17 protein-coding genes are annotated in these 21,616 nt (G+C 46.0%); 13 read left to right on the top strand and 4 right to left on the bottom strand.

The genetic code is table 11. The features are described from left to right. The first annotated feature begins 126 nt into the window (after positions 1-126). Entirely contained in the window at positions 127-1,761 is a 1,635-nt protein-coding gene (locus HG66A1_RS29725) for a sodium:solute symporter family transporter (RefSeq protein WP_232102084.1), read from the top strand. On the opposite strand, the gene HG66A1_RS29720 is transcribed toward HG66A1_RS29725, so the two are convergent. Together HG66A1_RS29720 and HG66A1_RS29715 are read right to left on the bottom strand one after the other, a co-directional pair. Then, entirely contained in the window at positions 1,758-3,023 is a 1,266-nt protein-coding gene (locus HG66A1_RS29720) for a phage portal protein (RefSeq protein WP_197996867.1), read from the bottom strand. The two genes, HG66A1_RS29725 and HG66A1_RS29720, sit on opposite strands and share 4 nt — an antisense overlap. 245 nt (positions 3,024-3,268) lie before the next feature. After that, positions 3,269-4,885: a hypothetical protein gene (locus HG66A1_RS29715; RefSeq protein WP_145192872.1), complete on the bottom strand. Its 1,617-nt coding sequence runs from the start codon at positions 4,883-4,885 to the stop codon at positions 3,269-3,271. Between the two features lie 387 nt (positions 4,886-5,272). Here HG66A1_RS29715 and HG66A1_RS29710 point away from each other — a divergent pair, with 387 nt between their 5' ends. Further along, a complete protein-coding gene (locus tag HG66A1_RS29710) occupies positions 5,273-6,136 on the top strand; it encodes an alpha/beta hydrolase family protein (protein ID WP_232106707.1) in 864 nt (287 codons plus the stop codon). A gap of 10 nt (positions 6,137-6,146) precedes the next feature. Here HG66A1_RS29710 and asnS read toward each other — a convergent pair whose 3' ends face one another. Beyond that, the gene (gene asnS, locus HG66A1_RS29705) at positions 6,147-7,538 is read right to left on the bottom strand and encodes an asparagine--tRNA ligase (RefSeq protein WP_145192870.1); all 1,392 of its coding nucleotides are present in this window, start codon (positions 7,536-7,538) and stop codon (positions 6,147-6,149) included. A 296-nt stretch (positions 7,539-7,834) separates the two neighbouring features. On the opposite strand from asnS, the gene HG66A1_RS29700 reads away from it, so the two are divergent. From HG66A1_RS29700 to HG66A1_RS29655, 10 genes are all read left to right on the top strand, one after another. After that, complete coding sequence (locus tag HG66A1_RS29700) at positions 7,835-9,043, top strand: type II secretion system F family protein (RefSeq protein WP_145192868.1); 1,209 nt, start codon at positions 7,835-7,837, stop codon at positions 9,041-9,043. Further along, positions 9,043-10,311, top strand: a complete 1,269-nt coding sequence (locus HG66A1_RS29695) for a type II secretion system F family protein (RefSeq protein WP_197996866.1) — start codon at positions 9,043-9,045, stop codon at positions 10,309-10,311. The genes HG66A1_RS29700 and HG66A1_RS29695 overlap by 1 nt, the downstream gene beginning before the upstream one ends. A gap of 23 nt (positions 10,312-10,334) precedes the next feature. Then, positions 10,335-11,861: a type II secretion system F family protein gene (locus HG66A1_RS29690; RefSeq protein WP_145192864.1), complete on the top strand. Its 1,527-nt coding sequence runs from the start codon at positions 10,335-10,337 to the stop codon at positions 11,859-11,861. A 12-nt stretch (positions 11,862-11,873) separates the two neighbouring features. After that, complete coding sequence (locus HG66A1_RS29685; RefSeq protein WP_145192862.1) at positions 11,874-12,314, top strand: Tfp pilus assembly protein FimT/FimU; 441 nt, start codon at positions 11,874-11,876, stop codon at positions 12,312-12,314. A 7-nt stretch (positions 12,315-12,321) separates the two neighbouring features. Continuing rightward, on the top strand, positions 12,322-12,903 hold the full coding sequence (locus HG66A1_RS29680; RefSeq protein WP_197996865.1) for a type II secretion system protein J: 582 nt from the start codon (positions 12,322-12,324) through the stop codon (positions 12,901-12,903). Between the two features lie 3 nt (positions 12,904-12,906). Then, a complete protein-coding gene (locus tag HG66A1_RS29675; protein ID WP_145192858.1) occupies positions 12,907-13,365 on the top strand; it encodes a hypothetical protein in 459 nt (152 codons plus the stop codon). 44 nt (positions 13,366-13,409) lie between these two features. Next, on the top strand, positions 13,410-14,312 hold the full coding sequence (locus HG66A1_RS29670) for a DUF1559 domain-containing protein (RefSeq protein ID WP_145192856.1): 903 nt from the start codon (positions 13,410-13,412) through the stop codon (positions 14,310-14,312). Between the two features lie 65 nt (positions 14,313-14,377). Continuing rightward, positions 14,378-15,343, top strand: coding sequence for a DUF1559 domain-containing protein (locus tag HG66A1_RS29665; protein ID WP_145192854.1), 966 nt, complete (start codon positions 14,378-14,380; stop codon positions 15,341-15,343). Between the two features lie 54 nt (positions 15,344-15,397). After that, positions 15,398-17,203 (top strand): hypothetical protein, encoded by a 1,806-nt coding sequence (locus HG66A1_RS29660; protein ID WP_145192853.1) that lies wholly within the window; start codon positions 15,398-15,400, stop codon positions 17,201-17,203. 21 nt (positions 17,204-17,224) lie between these two features. Beyond that, on the top strand, positions 17,225-18,799 hold the full coding sequence (locus HG66A1_RS29655) for an ABC transporter permease (RefSeq protein WP_145192851.1): 1,575 nt from the start codon (positions 17,225-17,227) through the stop codon (positions 18,797-18,799). Positions 18,800-18,817: 18 nt separating this feature from the next. Here the strand turns inward: HG66A1_RS29655 and HG66A1_RS29650 are convergent, their stop codons facing one another. Beyond that, complete coding sequence (locus tag HG66A1_RS29650) at positions 18,818-19,816, bottom strand: alpha/beta hydrolase (RefSeq protein WP_145192849.1); 999 nt, start codon at positions 19,814-19,816, stop codon at positions 18,818-18,820. A gap of 218 nt (positions 19,817-20,034) precedes the next feature. On the opposite strand from HG66A1_RS29650, the gene HG66A1_RS29645 reads away from it, so the two are divergent. After that, positions 20,035-21,135, top strand: coding sequence for a chemotaxis response regulator protein-glutamate methylesterase (locus HG66A1_RS29645; RefSeq protein WP_145192847.1), 1,101 nt, complete (start codon positions 20,035-20,037; stop codon positions 21,133-21,135). Positions 21,136-21,616: the final 481 nt, after the last annotated feature.

Genomic DNA, 21,616 nt, shown 5'->3' with positions numbered 1-21,616 from the left:
AGGTGACTGAATTGAAATCAGGGTCCATTGTCAGCATACTGAAATAGAAATTTGCCTGAAGACAGGTCTGCTGCGGCTCACTCCACCTATGATGCATAATTCGTATTCAGAGCAGGAAACCACATCTTGAAATTGTTTATTTCCATTGCGACTCTGTCCATCGTTTTTTTTCTGAATTCTCCTCTTTCGGCAGCAGAATCAACTGCTGAGCCCTTGCCACTTAACACGGGCCTGCATCCGGTCGACTGGATGATCATAGCCGTTTACGCAATTCTTACGATATTTCTGGGCTGGTATTTCAGTCGAGGACAGGAAGATACTTCTGAATATTTTGTGGGCAGCGGTCAGATGAATCCGTTTCTGATCGGTGTTTCACTCTTTGCCACACTTCTGAGTACAATCACTTATCTGTCTACTCCAGGAGAAATTCTGGGAAAAGGGCCAGTCTATCTGGTCAAAGACCTGGCAATGCCTTTCATTTTCATCATTGTTGGTTACGTGATGTTGCCAGTATATATGAAAAGTCGGGTTACCAGTGCATACGAACTTCTCGAAGAAAAGCTGGGACTTGGCATTCGTATGCTGGGAGCAGTCATGTTCCTGGGCTTGCGATTAATCTGGATGTCGTTGCTGGTCTATTTGACAGCAAAAGCGATCACGACCATGTTGAATGTCGGAGAGGAGTGGATTCCCTATATCGTATTGGGTACAGGTTTGGTAGCCATTATTTATACATCCCTGGGGGGCTTACGTGCTGTAGTCATCACCGATTTAATTCAGACGATTCTATTGTTTGGTGGAGCCTTGCTGGTGATTGCCACTATTACTTACCACCTGGGGGGCTTCAGCTGGTTTCCTACTCAGTGGGACTCTAACTGGGATACACAGCCATTTTTCAGTACTGACCCGGCGACACGCGTGACTTATGTCGGCACATTTTTGTCAATTCTGATCTGGTATGTCGCTACCATGTGCGGAGACCAGGTTTCCGTGCAGCGATTCATGTCGACCCGGGATGCAGCGGCGGCACGACGCTCTCTGGCTATCCAACTGACCGTTTCAGTGGTTGTGTCATTGACTCTGGCGATGGTTGGTTTTGCGTTGCTGGGGTATTTCAATGCGTTTCCGAGTGAAATTCCTGCCGGTATGGAGCTCAAAAAGGATGCGGATAAATTTTTCCCACATTACATTGCAAATCATCTTCCAGTTGGAATATCAGGGTGTGTTGTGTCAGCGATGTTTGCAGCAGCCATGTCTAGTATCGATTCCGGTGTGAACTCCATCACAGCAGTCGTAATGACAGACTTTTTGGATCGATTTGGTTTCAAACCTAAAACAGAACGGGGACATGTTTTATCAGCACGTCTGCTGGCACTGGGAATTGGAGTCATCGTGGTTCTGTCCAGTTCATTGATGGGAAGTATTCCAGGAAACATCACTGCTGTGACGAATAAAACTGCGAACTTATTGACCACTCCTATATTCTGTCTCTTCTTTTTTGCTCTTTTCGTCCCTTTTTCCAGACCCGCCGGCGTACTGGTCGGGACAGTATTGGGAACGACGACTGCCGTGTTGATTGCTTTTTCGGGACCTATTTTTATCGAGAATTATACCTCTGATATGCCTGATCCGATCAGTTTTCAATGGATTGCGCCGGCCGCGGTTTCAATAAATATCGCCAGCGGTTGCCTGGTCAGTTATCTCATCGCCAGTGCGCAACAAAAGAAGTCGGGTGCGCAACGGGATCTGACTTCCGATTAATTTGCTCCATTCACCAACGCGGAATCAGCACGCAGGTGTAAAGCATCCATCAGACTTTTTCCCGGTGGTAGACTGGGGGCCGTAGTATGATCCTCTGTTTGTGATTCAGAGTGAACAGGTTGCTGTCGGTCGGCGCTGACAATTTCGTCTCCTCCATTTTCTGGACCAAGAGGTGGTAGCCCACGGATCGCCCGCAATTCGTCTACTTTGATAATCTGGGCTCGAATATCTGTCGCCAGACGCTTCTCGAGCAGATCTGGATCATCAATTTGGGTCGCTTCAATTTCAATGGTCAGGTTCCTCCCGAACTGGGGGGCAAGGTGCTCGGTATCATCTTCTGCCAATAAATCCAGAATGGGTTGAACAGTCAGAGAAATGAACTGCTTTAAACTGGCGTAAAAAGCGGCATAACTTCCTCCGTCAGAGATACCTGCAGCAATTCCAGGGACTCCATGTAAAGCCAGAATCGCATCTCTAAATTCGACGAATGAAGCGTTGTAGTCCATCTCCCGGGGAGTGGCCGTGAGTGAGACGACTTGCTCACCGGTTGTAAAGATCGCCTTGCCTGTATTTTCAGTACCCCCATATTTTTGATCAAACATCGCGGCTGCGGCTTCAAGTTCTTCTCTGGTTGGGCGCATATCCTTTCCGCAGGTGACGACAATTGATGGATCGGCTCCATTATTCATCTGAGCCCAACGAGCTGCATCGATCTGATTGGCTGAGTCGATCCAGCGGGCACCCGCGCTGACAGGAGATTGTCCGTCGTCCTGGTAAAGTGGGTGGGGCCACCGCGTGATCTGCAGCTGTGAGAGTGGGATGACTTTTCCAAATACCTGCTGCAGTAGACTGTGTGAACTGGAGTAACTTGAAAAGGCCTCAAGATCATAGCGCGACGAAGGTGTCTGTATTCTATATCCGCCTTCAGGCATATCTGTTGAAGGGGCAACTGGCGACGCGATCGCGGTAGGAATTACGTAACGGTGGACAGTCTTCCCAAATTGATTGGGCACATTCCAGACGATACTTGTCCCAGTCAGTTGGAGTTGTAAGACACGCTCATAGCGGAAGGCTGCACCTGATTGAGTGGGATTGGGGTGTTTGAGAATCTGGCAAAGCGCATGATCGTTCGACAGAGGAATGGACGCACCGGTTTCACCGGCATACAAGCTTCGTGTAAGTCCATATCCAGCGTCCATTCTCAGGTGGCGTCGGAACAATTTTTGATTGGAATTATTTACAGTTTCATCGTAGACAGCCACCGAAGCTTGCATAGCCTGCAGGCAAATTGCCCGAATTGCAACAAACGTCCAACCAGTGAACTGTTCTGACTCCTCTCGATGGTCACTGTGCCATCTGCCTGGTTGGCCAGTCCCGAGTGCGGTTCGCAGTGCGACTGCGAACCGGTTTGATTTGAATCGTGCGGCAAGCTGTTTGAAGGGGTTCCACATGTTTTACTATCCTTAGATTGATAAAGGAGTATGTCTCATTTTGTCTGCTGAATTTATCAGGCAACAATCAGTCTTCGACGGGATTGATCTCGTAGAGCACAGAGACAGTAGACGACTGCATCAGCCCGATCAGGAGAACGACCCAACGTTTCCCTCAACGTTTTGCCTTGATAGTTTTCGTCAGACCCTCGCCGTCCTTTGGGGGTGATATAATATTTTTCACCGTCATGCCCGGAGTATATTTTCTGAGGTGCTATCAGTTCTGCACGCAGGCGCTCGTTATCGGGCAAAGCGAAAGGTATCATGCGGAAGTCCCCCGCCGGGTCAAGGCGTCTTGCAGCCTCTCCGTAGAGTTCAGCCCGTTTGTTGGCATATTTTTGAGTGTCGATATCACTTGCGGAATTACTGTGAATTTCAATCACATGCACATTTCGTTTTTTTAAAGGATCACCGACTGCGTTCCCATAACCTCCTCCCCAGTCGATAGCCAAAGGAACAATTCCCTGTTCTAGATCAACTCCGTATGTCAGTGCGGTTTCGATTACCCACTTGAGCGTCTGCTGTGTATCAGCGAACTGACATTCATGGATGGCTCGGATACCGTACCTGCCACCAACGGCAAGGACTGATGTATCTCCAAATCGGGATGCGGCGACATCCAGTCCAAAACCCTCAACTGGAATAATCTGATTCAACAGATGAATTGCAGACTTGTTTTGGTTTTCCGTAGCACGTCGCCAGAGATGATGCCAGCGTGTCCAGAATGAGACAGGTTCCACCAGCCAGTCTGGGAGAATGACCTGTTTCTCTGGATCCTGATCCGGAAACTTTCCTAGTGCATATACATTCCGAATGAGTGGGTCCGGATCGTTTAATAACGACATAAATTCGTCGTAGCATGTCTGTCCGGGAATACGGGGCTTACATTGTTCGAAGTCTTCCATTTCAATCGGCGTGCCATGCGAATAGAACCTGCGTCCGATTTTGATACCTCCTAAGGGGGCGACAGGTTGTTCCAGGCAGGTCTCTTTCACATTTGTGCATTCCCAGCCACTGACTGTGATACAGCGTGTTTTACCATATTGGTCCACAATCGTTTGGGTACGGTCTGGTTCTATAATTGGAAAGGCATCTCGAAATGATCCCGATAGTGTGGATGGATTGGAGAGAGCCAGGAATTTTTTTGCCTGAGTGTTGGCTAGTTTATATTTGTCTTCAAGATTCGGGGCCGTTGCTTCATCAAACCAGAAAAGAACATGTGGCGAGTGTGCCCCTCTGAAACCTTCAATATGCTTCGGATTTGCCAGGGAAATAGAATGCTGTTGATGATCATAAATTCCCGAAGTCAACAATTTCCCCGGTGGCTTTACCGTCATTCGTCTCCACCATTTATCGACTTCCCCGTAGGCAATTTTCTGAGCCATCCTGAGTGAGTCTCGCGTAATTACAATTTTGGCATCGTCCCAGATATGAAAGTAAGTGCAACAGGCAATTCCAGCAGCAGCTCCCTTACCACAACCTGTGTTCCCTTTAACGAATACGCGGCGAATAGTGGGATCGAATAGAGACTCCAGAATGTCCCATTGCCATTCATCCAGTTGGACACCAGGCCATTGTATTTCAACGTAGTGGCGAATCTTACCTGTTCGGGCTTGTTCAATGGCTGAATCCAAATGGGTGTCATCACCATTCTGTGTACGTTTTCTCTGTTGCTGCGCGCAGGCTACAAACTGATTCTGCTCAGAAGAATTCAACCCGTCACCAATTATTTTCAGGTAAAATGCGAGAAAAAGACGTGGTGAGAAACTGATTCTTTTTCATCCAGCCAGTAGCACTGAGATGAAAGCTCTCTGGAGAACAGCATATTGACCCACGAATTATTTTCGGAAATCCTTGCGATCTGCGGGGGTAAGTCAAGATAATCAAATAACACGTGGATAAAGTGAACTGCTGAAGTTTTACCTGATTGTTTTAAGGTTTAACGCAACATCGCTTAGAGTGAAACAAGTGGAATTCACCTTAACCTCAAATGGGTATGAATTGCCTGAAGAAACCAACAAATGAAAATCTTATTCGTTACCTTAGTACTCTTTTCACTAGTTATGCCTGCGCAGTCAGTTGCTCAGGCGGAAGAAGAAGTCAAAATAATTCCGGACGTCGTTTATGGGCATAAATTTGGAATGGCACTGACATTCGATGTGTTCCAACCCGAGAAGCCGAACGGCGCTGGCGTACTTTTCATGGTTAGTGGCGGATGGTATTCGCGCTGGACGGAGCCTCAAAATATGTTGTCGTGGTTTAAGCCATTATTAGATAGCGGTTTTACAGTATTTTGTATCAGGCATGGCAGCAGCCCTAAATTCAAAATCCCGGAAGTGGTCGAGGATGTGAGAAGAAGTGTGCGGTTCATTCGTCTGCATGCGAAAGAATACGGTGTCGATCCCAACCGACTGGGGGTATGGGGGGGAAGTGCCGGAGGGCATTTATCGCTGATACTGGGGACGACATCGGATCAGGGGGAACCGGACGCAAAAGATAAGGTGTTACAACAGAGTGATCGTGTGGCTGCAGTTGCTGCCTATTATCCTCCTACTGACTTGCGTGAGTTCGTTGAAGAAACATCTCCCTATTACCAGCGGTTTCCTGCACTACAGTTTGACAAGGAACTCGCTGATGATTTCTCCCCACTTCTGCAAGTCACTCCCGATGATTCGCCGACTCTGTTGATTCATGGCGACCAGGACAAACTGGTTCCCATCAGCCATAGTGAAAACATCATGCAGCAGTTTAAGGAGAAAAATGTCCCGGCTGAGTTACTGGTTATTGAAAAGGCGGCTCATGGTTTTAAAGGGGATGACCAGACGCGTGCCAGCCAGGCTGTCGTCGAGTGGTTCCAAAAACATCTACAGGGGCAGTCTAAATGATTTTGCCGGATCAGAATTCCGCGTTTTTAGGAGTTCTGGGGAAGGGGATACAGTCACGGATATTAGTCATAGAGGTCAGTAGCTGAATCAAACGCTCAAACCCGAGTCCGAAGCCGGAATGAGGGACTGTACCGTACTTCCTTAAGTCGGTGTACCACCAGTAGTCTTCGGGGTTTAGATCTCCTTCCCGCATACGATCAATGAGAACATCGTAGCGTTCTTCGCGCTGACTTCCTCCAATAATCTCACCGACACCTGGAACAAGTACGTCCATAGCACAGACGGTTTTACCATCGTCATTGCAACGCATGTAGAAGGGTTTGATCGTTCGGGGGTAATTGTAAACGATGACGGGTTGCTTAAAGTGTTCCTCAGTTAAGTATCGTTCATGTTCGGACTGCATATCACTGCCCCAGTCGATGGGGAAGTCAAACTGCTTTCCACAGGATTTGACAATCTCGATGGCATCGGTATAGGAGAGCCGAATGAATTCGTTTTCAGTGATGTTGTGCAGTTTTTCTAATGTAGTCTGATCGATACGCTGGTTGAAAAACTCCATGTCTTCAGGACAGTTCTGCAGAACATCCCCTATGACAGTTCTGACAAAACTTTCTGCGAGTGCCATGTTGTCTTCAAGATCATAGAAGGGCATTTCAGGCTCAATCATCCAGAATTCAGCGAGATGACGGGATGTATTTGAATTCTCTGCACGGAATGTTGGGCCGAAGGTATAACACTCACCGAGTGAGGTGGCAAAAATCTCTGCTTCCAGTTGACCGCTGACTGTCAGAGATGCTGGTTTGCCGAAAAAGTCCTGAGAAAAGTCGATTTCGGTCTGAACTTGCGCTAGACGTTCCAGGTTGAGTGTCGTGACCTGAAACATTTCGCCTGCTCCCTCGCAGTCACTGGTGGTAATAATCGGAGTCTGAATATAGACAAACCCCCTGGACTGAAAGAAGCGATGAATTGCATACGCGGCTTCATTGCGGACGCGGGTAATGGCTCCAAAGGTATTGGTGCGGGGACGCAGGTGGGCAATTTCTCTGAGAAACTCGAAGCTGTGTCGTTTCTTCTGGAGAGGGTAACTTTCAGCGTCTGCAGTTCCGTACAGAATAAACGATTCAGCGTGCAGCTCTATTCGCTGATTCTTACCCGGTGATTCATTCACTTTTCCAGTGACTGAGATACTGGAACCGGTGGTGACATCTTTGATCAGCGTTTCATAGTCTGGAACGCTTTGATCGATGACGATTTGTAAATTAGACATGCAGCTGCCATCATTGAGCTCGACAAAAGAAAAGCCACTCTTCGAATCTCGGCGAGTGCGGACCCACCCGGATACCTTGATTGTTTCGCCGGGCTGGGAGGTATGCAGTGCTGCTTTAATTTTGGTACGAATCATGTGGAGGTCTTTCCGTAATACAAGCCTGTGAGCTGGCTGTCATCCTGATCGATATTAATAACTCCAGTGCGGTCTGGAAGTTATTCCTCTTTGTAATCTGCGGTCTTCAATCTGTAAACTGTAATCGAGCCGGGTACTTGCTCTCGTAAATCAGAATTATAGTTTTATGGGGGTTCCCAGAGACTCTGGTGACAGAAAATGGTGTATTTTCGATGTTTATAGACAAAATCCTTTAGAGACAGGGTCATCAGAGGGAAATAGGTCCGAGGTAGTACTGACATTTCAGATGATTTGTTTTGATCACATCTGTCGGTCTGCGCTGGCGGGTCGGACCATTTCAGCCTAGAATGGACACAAGAACACATATTGTCGTGGTGGCCGGTGAGATAACAACATTCATGATGAACTCGAATCAACCCAAATCCCAGAGCGTATCAGCTGAAAGTTTAGCTGATCTCAATGATGAGTTGGCTGCGATGGTCCGTACTGGGATTCCGTTAGATGAAGGGCTCAGAAATGCCGCAAAATATTTGAAAGCGGATTCGCAGAACTTCATCAGGCATCTGCTGCAAAAAATTGAGGAAGGAACTTCTCTGGATGAGGCTGTCCAGTCCGAAGCGATCCAGTTACCGTCTACCTACGTCGCGCTCATCAAATCAGGAATCAAAATGGGGCGTTTGCCGGAAGCGCTGACATCCTTTGCTTCATTTGCTCGCGCCAGGATGGATTTGCGACGCGAACTCGGAGCAGCATTGATCTATCCAGCGATAATTCTGATTATCGCCTTTATGCTTTCGCTGTTTGTCTGCTTCGTTATTTTTCCAGAACTGGTCACCGCGAATGAACTATTTCAGCTCAAAAATACTTTAGTGATGAATACGCTCATGAGCCTGTTCGGATTTTACCAGAACTGGTTCATACTGATTCCTGCGATATTTCTGGCCTTGCTTTTCAGCTGGAAATTCAGTCGGCATTCATTCTTGTTGTCTCGAGAAGTTAATCAGTCTGGTTTGAAATCTCTGGCAACCAACATCGCATATGGGTGGGTCCCCGGCTATCGCAGGTTGGTGCTCGATATGAACTATTCCACTTTTGCGGAAATGGCCGGTGTTTTGCTTTCATATCATATTCCTTTATCTGATTCACTCGTACTCGCAGCAGAGTGTACGGGCAATTCGAAAATGATCAATCAATTCCGTTCAGTGGCGGAAAAACTTGAACAGGGGGAGGGAATTGAAGGCAGTATTCAGTCTGCAGCAGAATTACCTGGATATATTCAATCCATGTTGATGAATCCCGCACATCAAAATCGCCTGCCGGACATCATGTCCGAAATTGCCCGTGTTTATCAGACGCGCGTATTAAACCGTATTGAATGGATCAAAAACATCGTCCCTGTGGGATTAGTCGTATTAGTCGCAGGCGGTATTACAGTCTGTTATGCACTGCTCGTTTTTTTACCCTTCGTCGAGATTTTAAAAATGCTGGGAAGTCCTTCGGTCTAATGAAACAGTATTCCTATCTCTGTATTAATTCTGATGGTCAGGAAGTCAGCGGCTTTGTGAATGCACGCAGTGATGAGTCTGCCCGTATCAAGCTGATGGAGCAGGGACTGAAAATTGTTCGAGTTGATTTGATAGAGTCAGATCAGACTCCAGATTCAGAATTCAGCGATGGTGATGCTGTTGATATTACTGAATTTGAGGGAGAGTCATTAGAGGACTACGGTAAAGCTGTTTGGGATGTTAGCACTGATTATCTAGACTCGATCCGAAACAAAAAACAGCCTCAAATAGAAGGATTACCATTGTCCGCCAGTTTGCGAACACTGGCGGAAGAATCGCCATCAATCAGCCTGGCACGAACTTTTCAGAGGATGGCATTAGACCTGGAGCAGGGGAGATCTCAAGAGGATACCTTCCAACGGCATTTGCAATCGGTACCACAAAACCTTGCTACCCTGATTCATGTCTCCGCTGGTACAGAAAAACTGGAGTCTGTGATTGAAGATTATATTGCCAGCGAGAGACAGCGTAGGCAGGCAAGGCATAAATTGCTGACATCTTTTTTCTATTCAATCGTATTAATTCTTGGTTCTTTGATTTTGTTCTACTTTCTGATGACGATCATCGTTGGAAATTTCAAATCGCTTTTTGAAGACTTCGGCACTGAGCTTCCCGGGTTGACAGTTCTGATGATCAGTGTCGCTGATCTGTTAACCAAGCATGGAATTAAGATCGCGTTCATTGTTATTGGGGGGATGTCACTAATCTGGTTCAGTTTTGATTTTCTGAAGAAACGTGCCTTGAGACGTCGGCTACTGAATCAAATACCCGTGTTTGGTTCTATTTTGAGTAATACTTCGATCTCTCAATTCTGCCGCATGCTGGCTGGCCTGATTGATGCCAGGGTGAAATTACCCGAAGCACTCATGTTGGCGGCTCAGATGACGCGTGATCCAAACCTGATCGCGGGGTGTGAAGTTCTGATTAAACGGACCAATGCGGGGTTCAGCCTGATGGAATCCGCTCAAAGTTCTCCACATTTTACGAAAAGTTTTATTCATATATTTCGCTGGCAGGACCACCCACAGGTCTTCGTTGAGTCTTTGCATGCCAGCAGTAACATCTATCAGACCAAAGCAGATTTGAAAACAGGCACACTGATATTCATCCTGCAGCCTGTGCTGATATCTGGAATGTTGTTTTTATTGGGCATTCCGATTGTGGCAATCTATTTACCAATGATCAAATTATTAAATGATCTCTCATAGTCCATTTTGAAAGTTTGACGACCGTGGAATTTCTGGGCGTGATATTCAGTCTGGCTTTCTTTGTCTATTTCCCAATAGCAGGAATTACATCGGTCATGCTTGCGCGGCGTGTGCAGGATTTTGGTCATCAGGGAGTCAATCAACTGATCAAAGTCTGCTGGAAAGCGTTTACTCTGTTCATGCTGGCTCTATGTGTGATATTTCTTCTGCTTAATATTATTGCTGTGGTAACCAATCAAGTAACTATTCTAGGAACTGCCCTGGTCGCTCTGCCAACAATCTTGATTTATATCTTCACAATCTATTTGGAATGGCAGTGCTTACAGTTACTGCGTTCTATCAATCAGGAAGATGAGTACAGTCTCTCAGAAGTTATGCAAAACCGCTTGCATATTATCCGGACGGGAGGTTGGATTTTGCTGGGGTTACCTCTGTTGATCTTCATTCCAGTATTAATCTACATCGTTCCTTTTTTTATCCTGATGATTGCTGTCTTCTGCTGTGTGTTAAATATCCTGTCATTAAACAAGCGGTCTCGGGAAACAGAACTGCTCTGGCTGATGACGTTTTGTGTTGAGAAAAATATTCCCCTGGCGGCAGAAATCGATCGTTATTCTCAAACGAAGAAAGGAAGATACCGGGACCGATTGTTAAGGTTCAGCAGCCGATTGCATTCCGGTGAATCCCTTTCCGAGGCACTGGCAGAAAATTCAGGTTTGCTACCCCAGTCAGCAATTGTGGCATTAAATATCGATGAGAAGACTAACAATCCGGGGATTGCTTTACGGGATTCGGCGGTCAGAGCGACAAAAAAACTCGGTACCAGTTCTGATAAATCGAATTTTGCAAATCTGATTCTATACCTCACAATCATTCTTTCGCTGCAGTTTATTATCACTGGGTTTATCATGTACTGGATTGTTCCGAAGTTCAAAAAGATCTTCCTGGATTTCGGTTTTGAATTACCATCAATTACACAGTCACTCATGACTGCTAGCGATGTGATCTTCTCGTACTTCTATCTATTCTTTCCAATATTCTCATTGCCACTAGTAGTACTGGCAATTTTACATTTTGGTAATTACTTCGGTTGGTCGAACCTCAATATTCCATTTATTACGGGCTGGTTTCCCCGTCTGAATACACCCCAATGTTTACGACAAATTGCGCAAACCGTGGTGATCGAGAGGCCTCCTCTTCTCGCCCTGGATTCTATTGGGAATTATCACCTCTGGTCTGATGTAAGAGTGCGGACGCAGTCAGCTGCTCAACGAGTTCGTCAGGGTAATGATTTCTGGGAATCTTTACGTGAGGCGAAAGTTCTCTCCAGTGCAGAGGCAGGTCTTTGTATGACTGCTGAAAAAGTGGGTAATCTTCCCACAGTATTGCGTTCCCTGGCTGATACGATTGAGCAGCGCAGATTTCGCAGAATCAGATACTTCACAGAAATCTGTAAACCCGTTCTGGTTTGTACTCTCGCGGTACTGGTCGGTTACTTTGTCATAGCTCTGTTTATGCCTTTAGTTTATCTGTTGTTCCAAATTTCCTGAGTCATAGTTCCAATGAGAAATTGCAATAAAAATCATCCAGAACGAAAGGTCCTCTTAAATCATCGAGGTGGATTTACCCTCTTTGAAGCCTTCATCTCGATGATTCTGGTGGGGGCAACTATGGTAGTGGCACTTCCCGCGTTTAAGGTTATTGGCCAGCAGAGGAAAGACATCGATCAAAGGTATCTGGTTGTCACAGCGGTCGAAAATCTGGCTGAACGAATTCGTGGAGAAAGTTCCGGGAAGGACTTGAGTCAGGAGCGTCTTAATAATTATCAGTCAGCGCTGATTGGGGAGTTAGATCTCAATGATCCTCAAGTAGAACTTTCTGTAGTCAACACAGATGATGGCGAAGTATCAGGAGTCCGTCAGGTTGCTATCAAAGTCTCCTGGAGAAATATCTACGGGAAAAATGTTGATCCTGTTACGCTGACCCTCTGGTTATATGAATGAATGTTTCATGATCATATCAGACAAAAGAAAAATACAACGACATTCTTATGCGAAGTTACGACAGGGATTTTCGTTGATCGAAATGCTGGCAGTAATGTCAGCGATGTCGATTCTGTTCACTGCAGCGGTGACCACTCTGGCATTCCTGATGCGAGTGGAGATGAAGGGAACAGAACGCCTTGAGAATAAACTGGTGCTTCAAAAGATCGCGCACAAGTTCAGAGAAGATGTGTCTACAGCTCAGAACGCAGAGATATCTAAACAGAATAGTCAGCAAATACTTAAGCTGGCACTGCGCCATAACACATCTATCACTTATTTAACAAATTCCCCGGGTGAAGGAATTCGTCGCGAATATCACAGGGAAGGTAAACTTGTCTCACAGGATGAATATTTACTCCCGCTGGCAGGTGTTACTTTTCAGACAGAAATAATCAATCAGCAGGAACTGGTTTCTATGGAGCTGAATATTCCAGATGAGACAGGGCATGAGAATAAAACTCTGCAAGCTTATTTCCAATTATTCCGGTGTGAAGCACAGTTGAATCGTGTCGGTCAGATTCAGAAACATTCAGAGCAGACAGAGTGAAGCATGAAATCATATCGAAAAACGACAAATCAGTATTCGGATAGAGTAAAAGCACAGAAGACACATGTGCGGCGTGGATCTTTTGTGCTCATTCCCATGCTGTGTCTGATTCTGGCGTTAGCGGTCGTAGGTCAAATATTGCAACAGAGTCAAGTAGAGGCCAAGCAGCTCAAGCAGCAACAATACCTGCTTCAAGCTTCCTCATTGGGAGATGCTGCTGCTCAGAGAGCTGTCAGAAGATTGATTCAAGATACAGACTACGATGGCGAAACCTGGAAAGTAGAGATCGAGTCGATGGGAAAAGTTAATCCAGGTGAAGTAGTCATTAAAGTAGAGAAAAACAGACAAATGGAAGACTCACATATCATCACAACAGAGGCGAGTTATCCCGCTGATGATATTTACCGCGTGCGCGTCATCAGAGAATGGCCAATTACTGTTAAGAGTCAAAACTCAGAATAATAATAATGTATCCCCGCAGGAAAGTCTGATTTAAAGGGAAGATCATGCCACATTTAGATTTGTTGCCTAAGCTGAAGCACACGCATAAAAAGAGTGGTTTCACCTTAATTGAGTTACTGGTCGTGATTGCCATTATCGCAATTCTCATCGCATTACTGTTGCCAGCTGTACAGCAGGCAAGAGAGGCGGCCCATCGTGCGTCTTGTAAAAATAATCTGATGCAGATCAATATCGCACTTCAGAATTATGAGATGGCGCATAACGTATTGCCTTCCGGGACAATCAATCCTACGGGGCCTGTGCGCAGTGAATCAAAGGGTTATCACGTCAGTTGGATCCTTCAGATTCTACCGTATCTCGACGAACGAGTTGCATTCAATAAGTTCAATTTTAAAGAGAGTGTTTATGCCCCGGTGAATAAGCAGGTTGCCGAGTATCAGATTCCGTTGCTCAGTTGCCCATCGAACCCTTCTCCGGGAAATACCTATGCAGGGATGCAGAATGACATCGAAGCACCAATTGATGTGAATAATAATGGAGTTCTGTTTCTCAACAGCAGCGTGCGGTACGACGAAATTCTGGATGGGTCTTCCAAAACAATCTTTGTCGGTGAATTCGCTGGCGGTAATCAACGAGGCTGGGTCTCTGGTACACGTTCCACATTGAGGAATGCTGGCACCAGTATTAACGCCAACGGGCTGAACTACTATCCTGGTAAAGCTCAGTTCGATGCACGAAATCCGGAAGGAGAGTCCACTGAAGCAGCCGGTGAATCTGAGTCAGTGGAAAATCCACTTAGTGTTGGTGGTTTCTCCAGTTATCATACTGGGGGCGCTCAGTTTGGACTGGGGGACGGAAGTGTTCGTTTTCTCAGTGAAAACATTGACGAGACCGTCTATCAGGCATTGGCCAACCGACATGATGGTCAATTGCTTCCGGAGTTTTAAGTCAGCTGATTCAAGGTGCTGAAAGTTTTCTTTGACGGTCATTTCCTGCTAATGGGTTCTTATAGATGATCTCTCTACAAGTTAAGAAATCACACTCTGCCGGCTTTGTATTGATGGAGCTGTGGTGTGTGATTGCTGTCATCGCGGTACTGATTGCGCTCCTGCTTCCTGCCGTTCAGTCAGCTCGCGAAGCGGCACGAGCGACAACCTGTAAAAATAATCTGATGCAACTCGGAATTGCATTGCAGAATTATCAGATGGCACATCTGATGCTTCCCTCAGGGACGGTTAATTCCCAGGGGCCCATTTTGAATCAGCCACAAGGCTATCATGTTGGCTGGGTGATTCAGATACTTCCTTTACTGGAAGAGCGGGTGGCGTTTCAGCGTTATGATTTTGCGAAAGGTGTTTATGACCCAGTCAATTCAGAAATTGCGAACTATAGACTGACCTGTTTTGTGTGTCCTTCCAGTTATCTGGGGGGATATAACTATGCTGGCTGTCAGAATGACGTTGAGGCACCGATCGACTCAGATAATCAGGGAGTCTTTTTTTTGAACAGCAGCATTCGAGAAAAGGACCTGAAAGATGGGCGTGCCTACACCATTTTTGTGGGAGAAACAGCCGATGGTGGTTTTTTAAGCTGGACTTCGGGGACATCCTCTACGTTGCGTAATATGGGCACCAAAATTAATCAGTCCCTGGCATCTCGTATCTCATCACGAGTTGCATTTCCCTATGGTGATTCACGTGAGTATCAGTTCCAAAATGATCCGATGTCCGATAGTTACTTCGATGAATATGAAGAGATGGTAGACGACAATCCGGATGGAATACGTGAATCGGAAGAACTGACCGCGGAGGATCGCAAATCTTTGCTTCGTGTGGGAGGCTTTTCAAGTTTCCATGCAGAGGGAGCGCACTTTAGTCTGGGAGATGCATCCGTACGTTATATCAGCCAGAAAACCGATTACGAAATTTTAAAACGTCTGGCCAATCGCCAGGATGGAAATCTGGTTGGGGAGTATTAGATTTCCAGTATGAAGGCGCGAATTATTAAATTCAGATTCAGATGGAAGAACATTATGGTCCTTCCTCTGCTCTTGATTACTTCACGGGCTTTCGCACTGGAAATACATGAAATTCGCTGGTCATTCCAGGACCGTCCTGTAGCGTATCATTTTAACCCTGTTACTTTTCTGATTGAAAATAATCAGGAATCTCCGTTTGAAGGAGAGCTGCGCTTTCAACCGGAGTCATTTCGGGGACAGCCGATCGGCTTGGCGGTCTCAACTTCGGTTTACATTGCCCCCCATGATACGAAATGGGTGCAGCTCTATCCCTACTTTTCAGAATCGAATGCCAACTGGACAGCAACCTGGCAAGAGGGAGCAAAGCAGAATTCAAAATCATTTCTCGCGCCTATACCTGTCGAGACAAAGGCGATCGTACAGCTTATCAGTGCCGGAAGCCTGGAACGGGGACTACCTGGAATTAAGCAGTACCCGGAAGAAATATTTCCTCCAGTGACTGATGCGGTAGATTCTCTGGAAGCCGTAGTATTAGACCATGTTCCCAGGTGGGACAAAGCACGCAGAACGGCTTTTATACAATGGATCTATCTGGGGGGAACGCTTCATATATTTCAAAACACGCAAGGCGAAGATCAAGTATTTCCTGAAACGTTTTCTCCATTAGATCAGAACTCGTCTTTGATCAGATATGGGCAAGGTAGAATTATTCGACATCCACAAAAAATCAACCAGCTTTCATCGAACGATATTAATATGTTGGTTCAGAGAACACAGAAGAAATCTAAGAATTTATCAGATCAGGCAGGCAAATTAACTGAAGGATATTACTTCAATTCAGATAGTGGATACTACCCGCATGCAGATATATTTTATTACCAGATGAGTGATGAAGAGATACTGACCACTCTGACAGAAATGAGTAAACCGCATCGAATCTGGTATCTCAATTTCTTTCTCGCGTTTCTGTATTTACTGGTGGTGGGGCCGGGATATTACCTTGTAACCAGACTGTCCCGCAAAATTCACCAATATTATTTATGGTATTTTCTAGGCATTGTGGCTTTCAGTCTGATTTTCTATGTGAGTGGAAAGTATAGTTCGAATCAGAACTCCCAGGTTCACTCCCTTATGCTGGCTTCAGTAATGCCAGATCAGGATATGATTCTGAGTGAATGGTCCAGTCTGGGAATGGTGACAGGAGGGACTTACGAGGTTACACATGAGGGCGAGGAACATCTCTATGCAGCCTGTAATGAATTTTCTCCTGTCAATGGGATCTGCATGAGTGGATCGCAGGGAATGATGTACCTCGAAATCCCTCCCAATTCTTCACAAAGTTATTTACATAAATACAGAACTAGTAAAACGGGATTTGCTGTCTCAGTTGAATCCGTACTAAAAAACGAATCTGGCCTGGAAGCGCTCGCACTGAGAATCGATGATAAGTTTCCGACAAGAACTAAACAGATTTATTTTCTCGCTGGTTCGAAGTTATATGAACTCGAACAGGAACAGGATCGCCTGGTATTTCGTGGCAGATCGCTGGATATCAGCTCCGTGTTATATTCTTCTCCCCAATATCAATCTGGTGCCTGGGCGACAGTCAGTTTGACCGGGACGTTAAAACTGAAAGAGAGAGAAGTAGATGATTCGCTTGACCAGTTGTTTCCTGTTCTGTTAAGTCGTGTGACAGGATTTTCAGCAGATCAAAATCTCAAAGTGCAACGAGCTGTCGAGGGTACCGAGAAGCTGCTGGTTCTAGGCGAAACGCCGGAATTCCTCTTTTTAAAATCTCCGCAAGTTATGAAAAAAAAAGGTCACGTTCTATATTCTCTCGATGTTCCGTTGAACGAATAGTTCGACTGAAAGAGGCTCTGTATGTTTCGCGGATCTTTGATCTTCACCAATTTTGCACTCAAGAAAGATGTACAACTCAAGAAAATACATCTATTTCGATTTGCGAGCATTGGTCTCGTATTTATCCTTTTTTTTTCTTCGTGGCTCAGCAGTGCACGCATTGGTTCTCCGGGGCTTGATTTTTTTACAAAAATTGTCTGGCTCAATTTCTGGCTGGTGACTCTTGCTGGAATTGGGATTTTTTCTACCGCGATTACTGAAGAAAAAGAAGAAGAAACACTGCCGTTGCTCAAGCTGGCTGGCATTAGTTCTCTGGGATTACTCCTGGGAAAATCGACTGTCAGAGCAGTCCGTATCATTTTACTGATCCTGGCACAGTTGCCGTTTCTGATTCTGGCCGTCGCACTGGGAGGAATTACCCCCCTTCAGATATTTGCAACACTTTTGGCGATGGTGGCATATGTCATACTGATTTCAAATCTGGCACTACTTTGTTCTGTATATGCCAGACGTTCGGGGACTGCGATTGCCCTCGTAATGATCCTGCTTTTTTTCCTGTTCGTGCTACCAATACTGCTTTCAGAAACGTTTGCAAATCTGCAATCTCGTGGATTGATTGATTCTCAGGGGTTTATCGCTCAGGGGATTGAATCGATTCATCATCTGAGTCAGCAGATTTCCGTTATTGAACGTTTTCAAACAATACTGCAGGTGGGATTTAAAGAGTCGGTTCTCAGCATGCAGGTTGTAAGTAATATTATGATAGGTGTTGTCGCTTTTTTTGCTGCCTGGGCCTGTTTTGAGCCCTGGTCCCTTCGTACTGATGCAGGACGGGTTAGCAATCCAAAGCCAAGTCTGAAAACGCGTCTTCGTAACAGTCGTCCCGGGCAGATGGCATTTGTGTGGAAAGAGTTTCAGTTTAATTCTGGAGGCAAGCAGGCATTTATTCTCAAACTGGTTATCTATCCTCTACTGGTTGTGCTCATCACAGCGGGAGGGATGTTTCTGGATGGTTTTTCTTCCGTATCATTTATCTCGTCATACAGTTGGCGAGGAATGATGAGTACATCGCTGTTGTTACTTAGTGCAGGGTTTATAGTCGAAAGTACTCTATACGTTTCACAGATGTTTCGAAATGAGCACAGACAAAAGATGCTGCCATTAATGCTTTTACTTCCACATTCTCTCTCGAGGATTATTTATGAAAAAACTGTGGGGCTAAGTCTGGCACTCATTCCAGTTGCCAGTGGGATCCTTCTGATAGTAATACTGGCACCTGACAGTCTACTGGAAATGGTCGACATCAGCTGGCAGGTTTACATCCCACTGATCATGGTCCAATATATCGTCTTTTTACATCTGCTGGCTTACTATTCCCTGGTAGTGCGCTGGGGCGCGCTGGCGATTGCAATTGGTAGCTTGATCCTACTGCAGGCCTGTCTGACACCGTTTTTGCAGATAATGTATTTTTTCTTTCATTTCTCAATCGGCGCAAACGGTATTATCATGCCAGCGTTTTATCTGAGTTTGATCAGTTGTGTTGTCTTGCAGTTCCTGATTTCAGGTAAACTGCGTCAGATCGCAGCAGAGGAGTAAAAACTAGTTGGCCATTGGTCAATTGCGAGTAAAAACCTGCTTTAGATGATGACCAGCCAGTTGTACGGCTTCATACGCACGGTCGAAGACATCAGAACGCCGGAAAAATCCATGAATCATATCTTCAAAATTGATATGGGTCACAGCGACTCCCGAAGCCTGCATTTGTTCGACGTACTGTACCACTTCAGTGTAGAGAGGATCATATCCCGCAGTAATCACCAGGGCCTCGGGAAGTCCCGCCAACTCTTTACAGCGCAATGGGGAAGCATAGATTTCTCGCCCCGATGATTCGTCAGGCAGATATTGGTCCCAAAACCACTGCATTGCTTTTCTGGTCAGAAAATAATTTGTCGCATATTTATGATAGGACTCGGTGTCAAAAGAATAATTCGTTACGGGATAAACCAGCAACTGGTAATTTAAACTGATGTTCTCTACTTCCCGAGCTTTGAGGGCGACTGCTGTGGCGAGGTTCCCGCCGGCACTATCACCTCCAATCGCAATTCGACTACGATCGAGATGTAAAGCATCTGCCTGATCTGTAATCCAATGTGTTGCAGTGAATGCATCCTGACAGGGAATGGGGTACGGGTATTCCGGAGCCATCCGGTAATCAACAGAGATCACTTTACAACCAGCGTTTCCAGCCAGATCCTGACATAGTCCATCATAGGCATCGAGGGTTCCCATGACCCAGCCCCCGCCGTGAAAATAAATCAGCGCGGGCCACTTATCCGGGTGAGTGGCATCAGGGGTATTTGCAGGAGTATATATTCGAGCTTCGATCTGGGAGTCACCGACGGGAATAAAAATGTTTTCAATCTGAGCTGCTGGTAAATGGGGTTCAGGTGAGGGAGTTAATGTTGAGCGGACGAACTCCGGAGTCATCTCTTCAAACGGAGGTAAATCTATCTGAGCAATTTCATCTAGGTAACGTGCAACCTGGGGATGGACTGGCATTAGAGGTTCCTGAAATTGATGGCAGTTAGAGGCGGTGCAACTCGATAAATGCAATATACATCAGAATATAGTGCGGACTGATTATAGCGAATAGGCCGATTGGGCTGCCATGGATTGCTGAATAGATAAAAAAATAAAAGCCCCTTTCCAAGGGTGAGATTGTTTGTGACCTATTGTTATTACAGAGAAGCCCGTATCTATATCTAATTCTCCTCAATGCAGCAGGCTCATGCTCTCGCTGATATCCGCTGTACGAACAGGTAAGTCTAGTTATGTCCCCACAACCGATTCGTGTTTTAATCGTAGATGATTCAGCTGTCATTCGCGGCCTGATTTCCAAGTCTCTTGAGCAAGAGCCCGAAATCATCGTTGCTGGTACTGCGATGAACGGGGAACGGGCTTTGAGTTGGATGCGTACGAATCCTGTGGATGTCGTGATCCTCGATGTTGAGATGCCTGTCATGGATGGATTGACAGCATTACAGAGAATTCAGTGTGACTTTCCGGATGTTCCTGTGATCATGGCCAGTGGTCTGACCAGTCAGGGGGCGAAAACTACGGTCAAAGCGCTTTCACTGGGCGCTGTAGGATGTGTTGCAAAACCGCAGACGGCAAGTGCAGCGGAAAGTATTCGAGTACTCTCTCGCGAATTGGTCATGATGATCAAGGCGGTAGCTGGCAAACGCAGTTCCACAACTCAGGCGGTCACTCCTTCTGCTTCTTTGAGGAGGGAGGCCCCTGCTGCTTCTCCTGCTTCAACTCCGTTGTTTAAGCGAAATATCAAGTTTTACAAGCAACCAGAAGTACTTGTGATTGGGACCAGCACTGGTGGTCCCAAGGCTCTAGCTGAATTAATGCCACAGATACCAGTTGATTTCCCGATGCCGATTCTGATCGTACAGCACATGCCTCCTGGGTTTACAGAAATTCTGGCTTCTCACATTCAGAAGGATAGCGGGCGAATCACTGTAGAAGCAAAGCACGATCAACCATTGGAGTCGAATAAGACATACGTTGCCCCTGGAGGCAGTCATATGCTTATAGGTGAAAAGAATGGTCAGAAAGTAACATTGATCAATCAGGCGCCTCCAGAGCATTTCTGTCGTCCCTCTGTCAATCCCTTATTCCGAACAGCTGCAGAACACTATGGAAGCGCCACTCTGGCTGTGATGCTGACAGGTATGGGGGAAGATGGAATCGAGGGAAGTCACGAGGTTGCTCGTGTCGGCGGGACAATCATCGCTCAGGACGAAGCTTCCAGTGTTGTCTGGGGTATGCCTGCAGCTGTCGTCATGGCAGGACTGGCAGACAAAGTATTGCCCCTCTCAGAGATTGCCGCAGAAATCAAATCTCATTGCCTGGTCCGTGCCTGAGCTGAGCCTTGTTAGAAGGCTTCCAGCCACCTGGTGAAATATCGCCATAACCGGTATCTTTGCGACGATCCGTCCATTGGGGAGAATCACTTTAACAGTCGATTTTCAAATATGGTTACGGATTTGATCAGGTAGATTTCGATAACTAAAAATGACCTGATATAGGCTATAACCAACTTTAGTGCTAGCCGGTTATTATCAGATTCACGACTAGGTTACCGACCATGAGACAGCATCCCTGATCTTATCTGGTTAATGATGAAACAGGTAGCGGTCTGGTTCTCAGAATTCACTCTTGCCGAACTGAACCAGCTGTAACTTGATCGTTGCAGATTTCATTTTTAATTCAGATTTTGTTGATCGCCAGTATCGTTCACCCCCCTCTGAACGGTGCTGGCGTTTTTTATTGATCAGATCATCTCCTCTTGATCTCACTTCAGGTTGAATCGTTCGCTTTGTTCAAAGCTGACTGACTTGTCTG

Source organism: Gimesia chilikensis (assembly GCF_007744075.1).
In the GTDB taxonomy this organism is placed as follows: Bacteria; Planctomycetota; Planctomycetia; order Planctomycetales; family Planctomycetaceae; genus Gimesia; species Gimesia chilikensis_A.
This window is presented reverse-complemented; position numbering and strand designations above follow the sequence as displayed.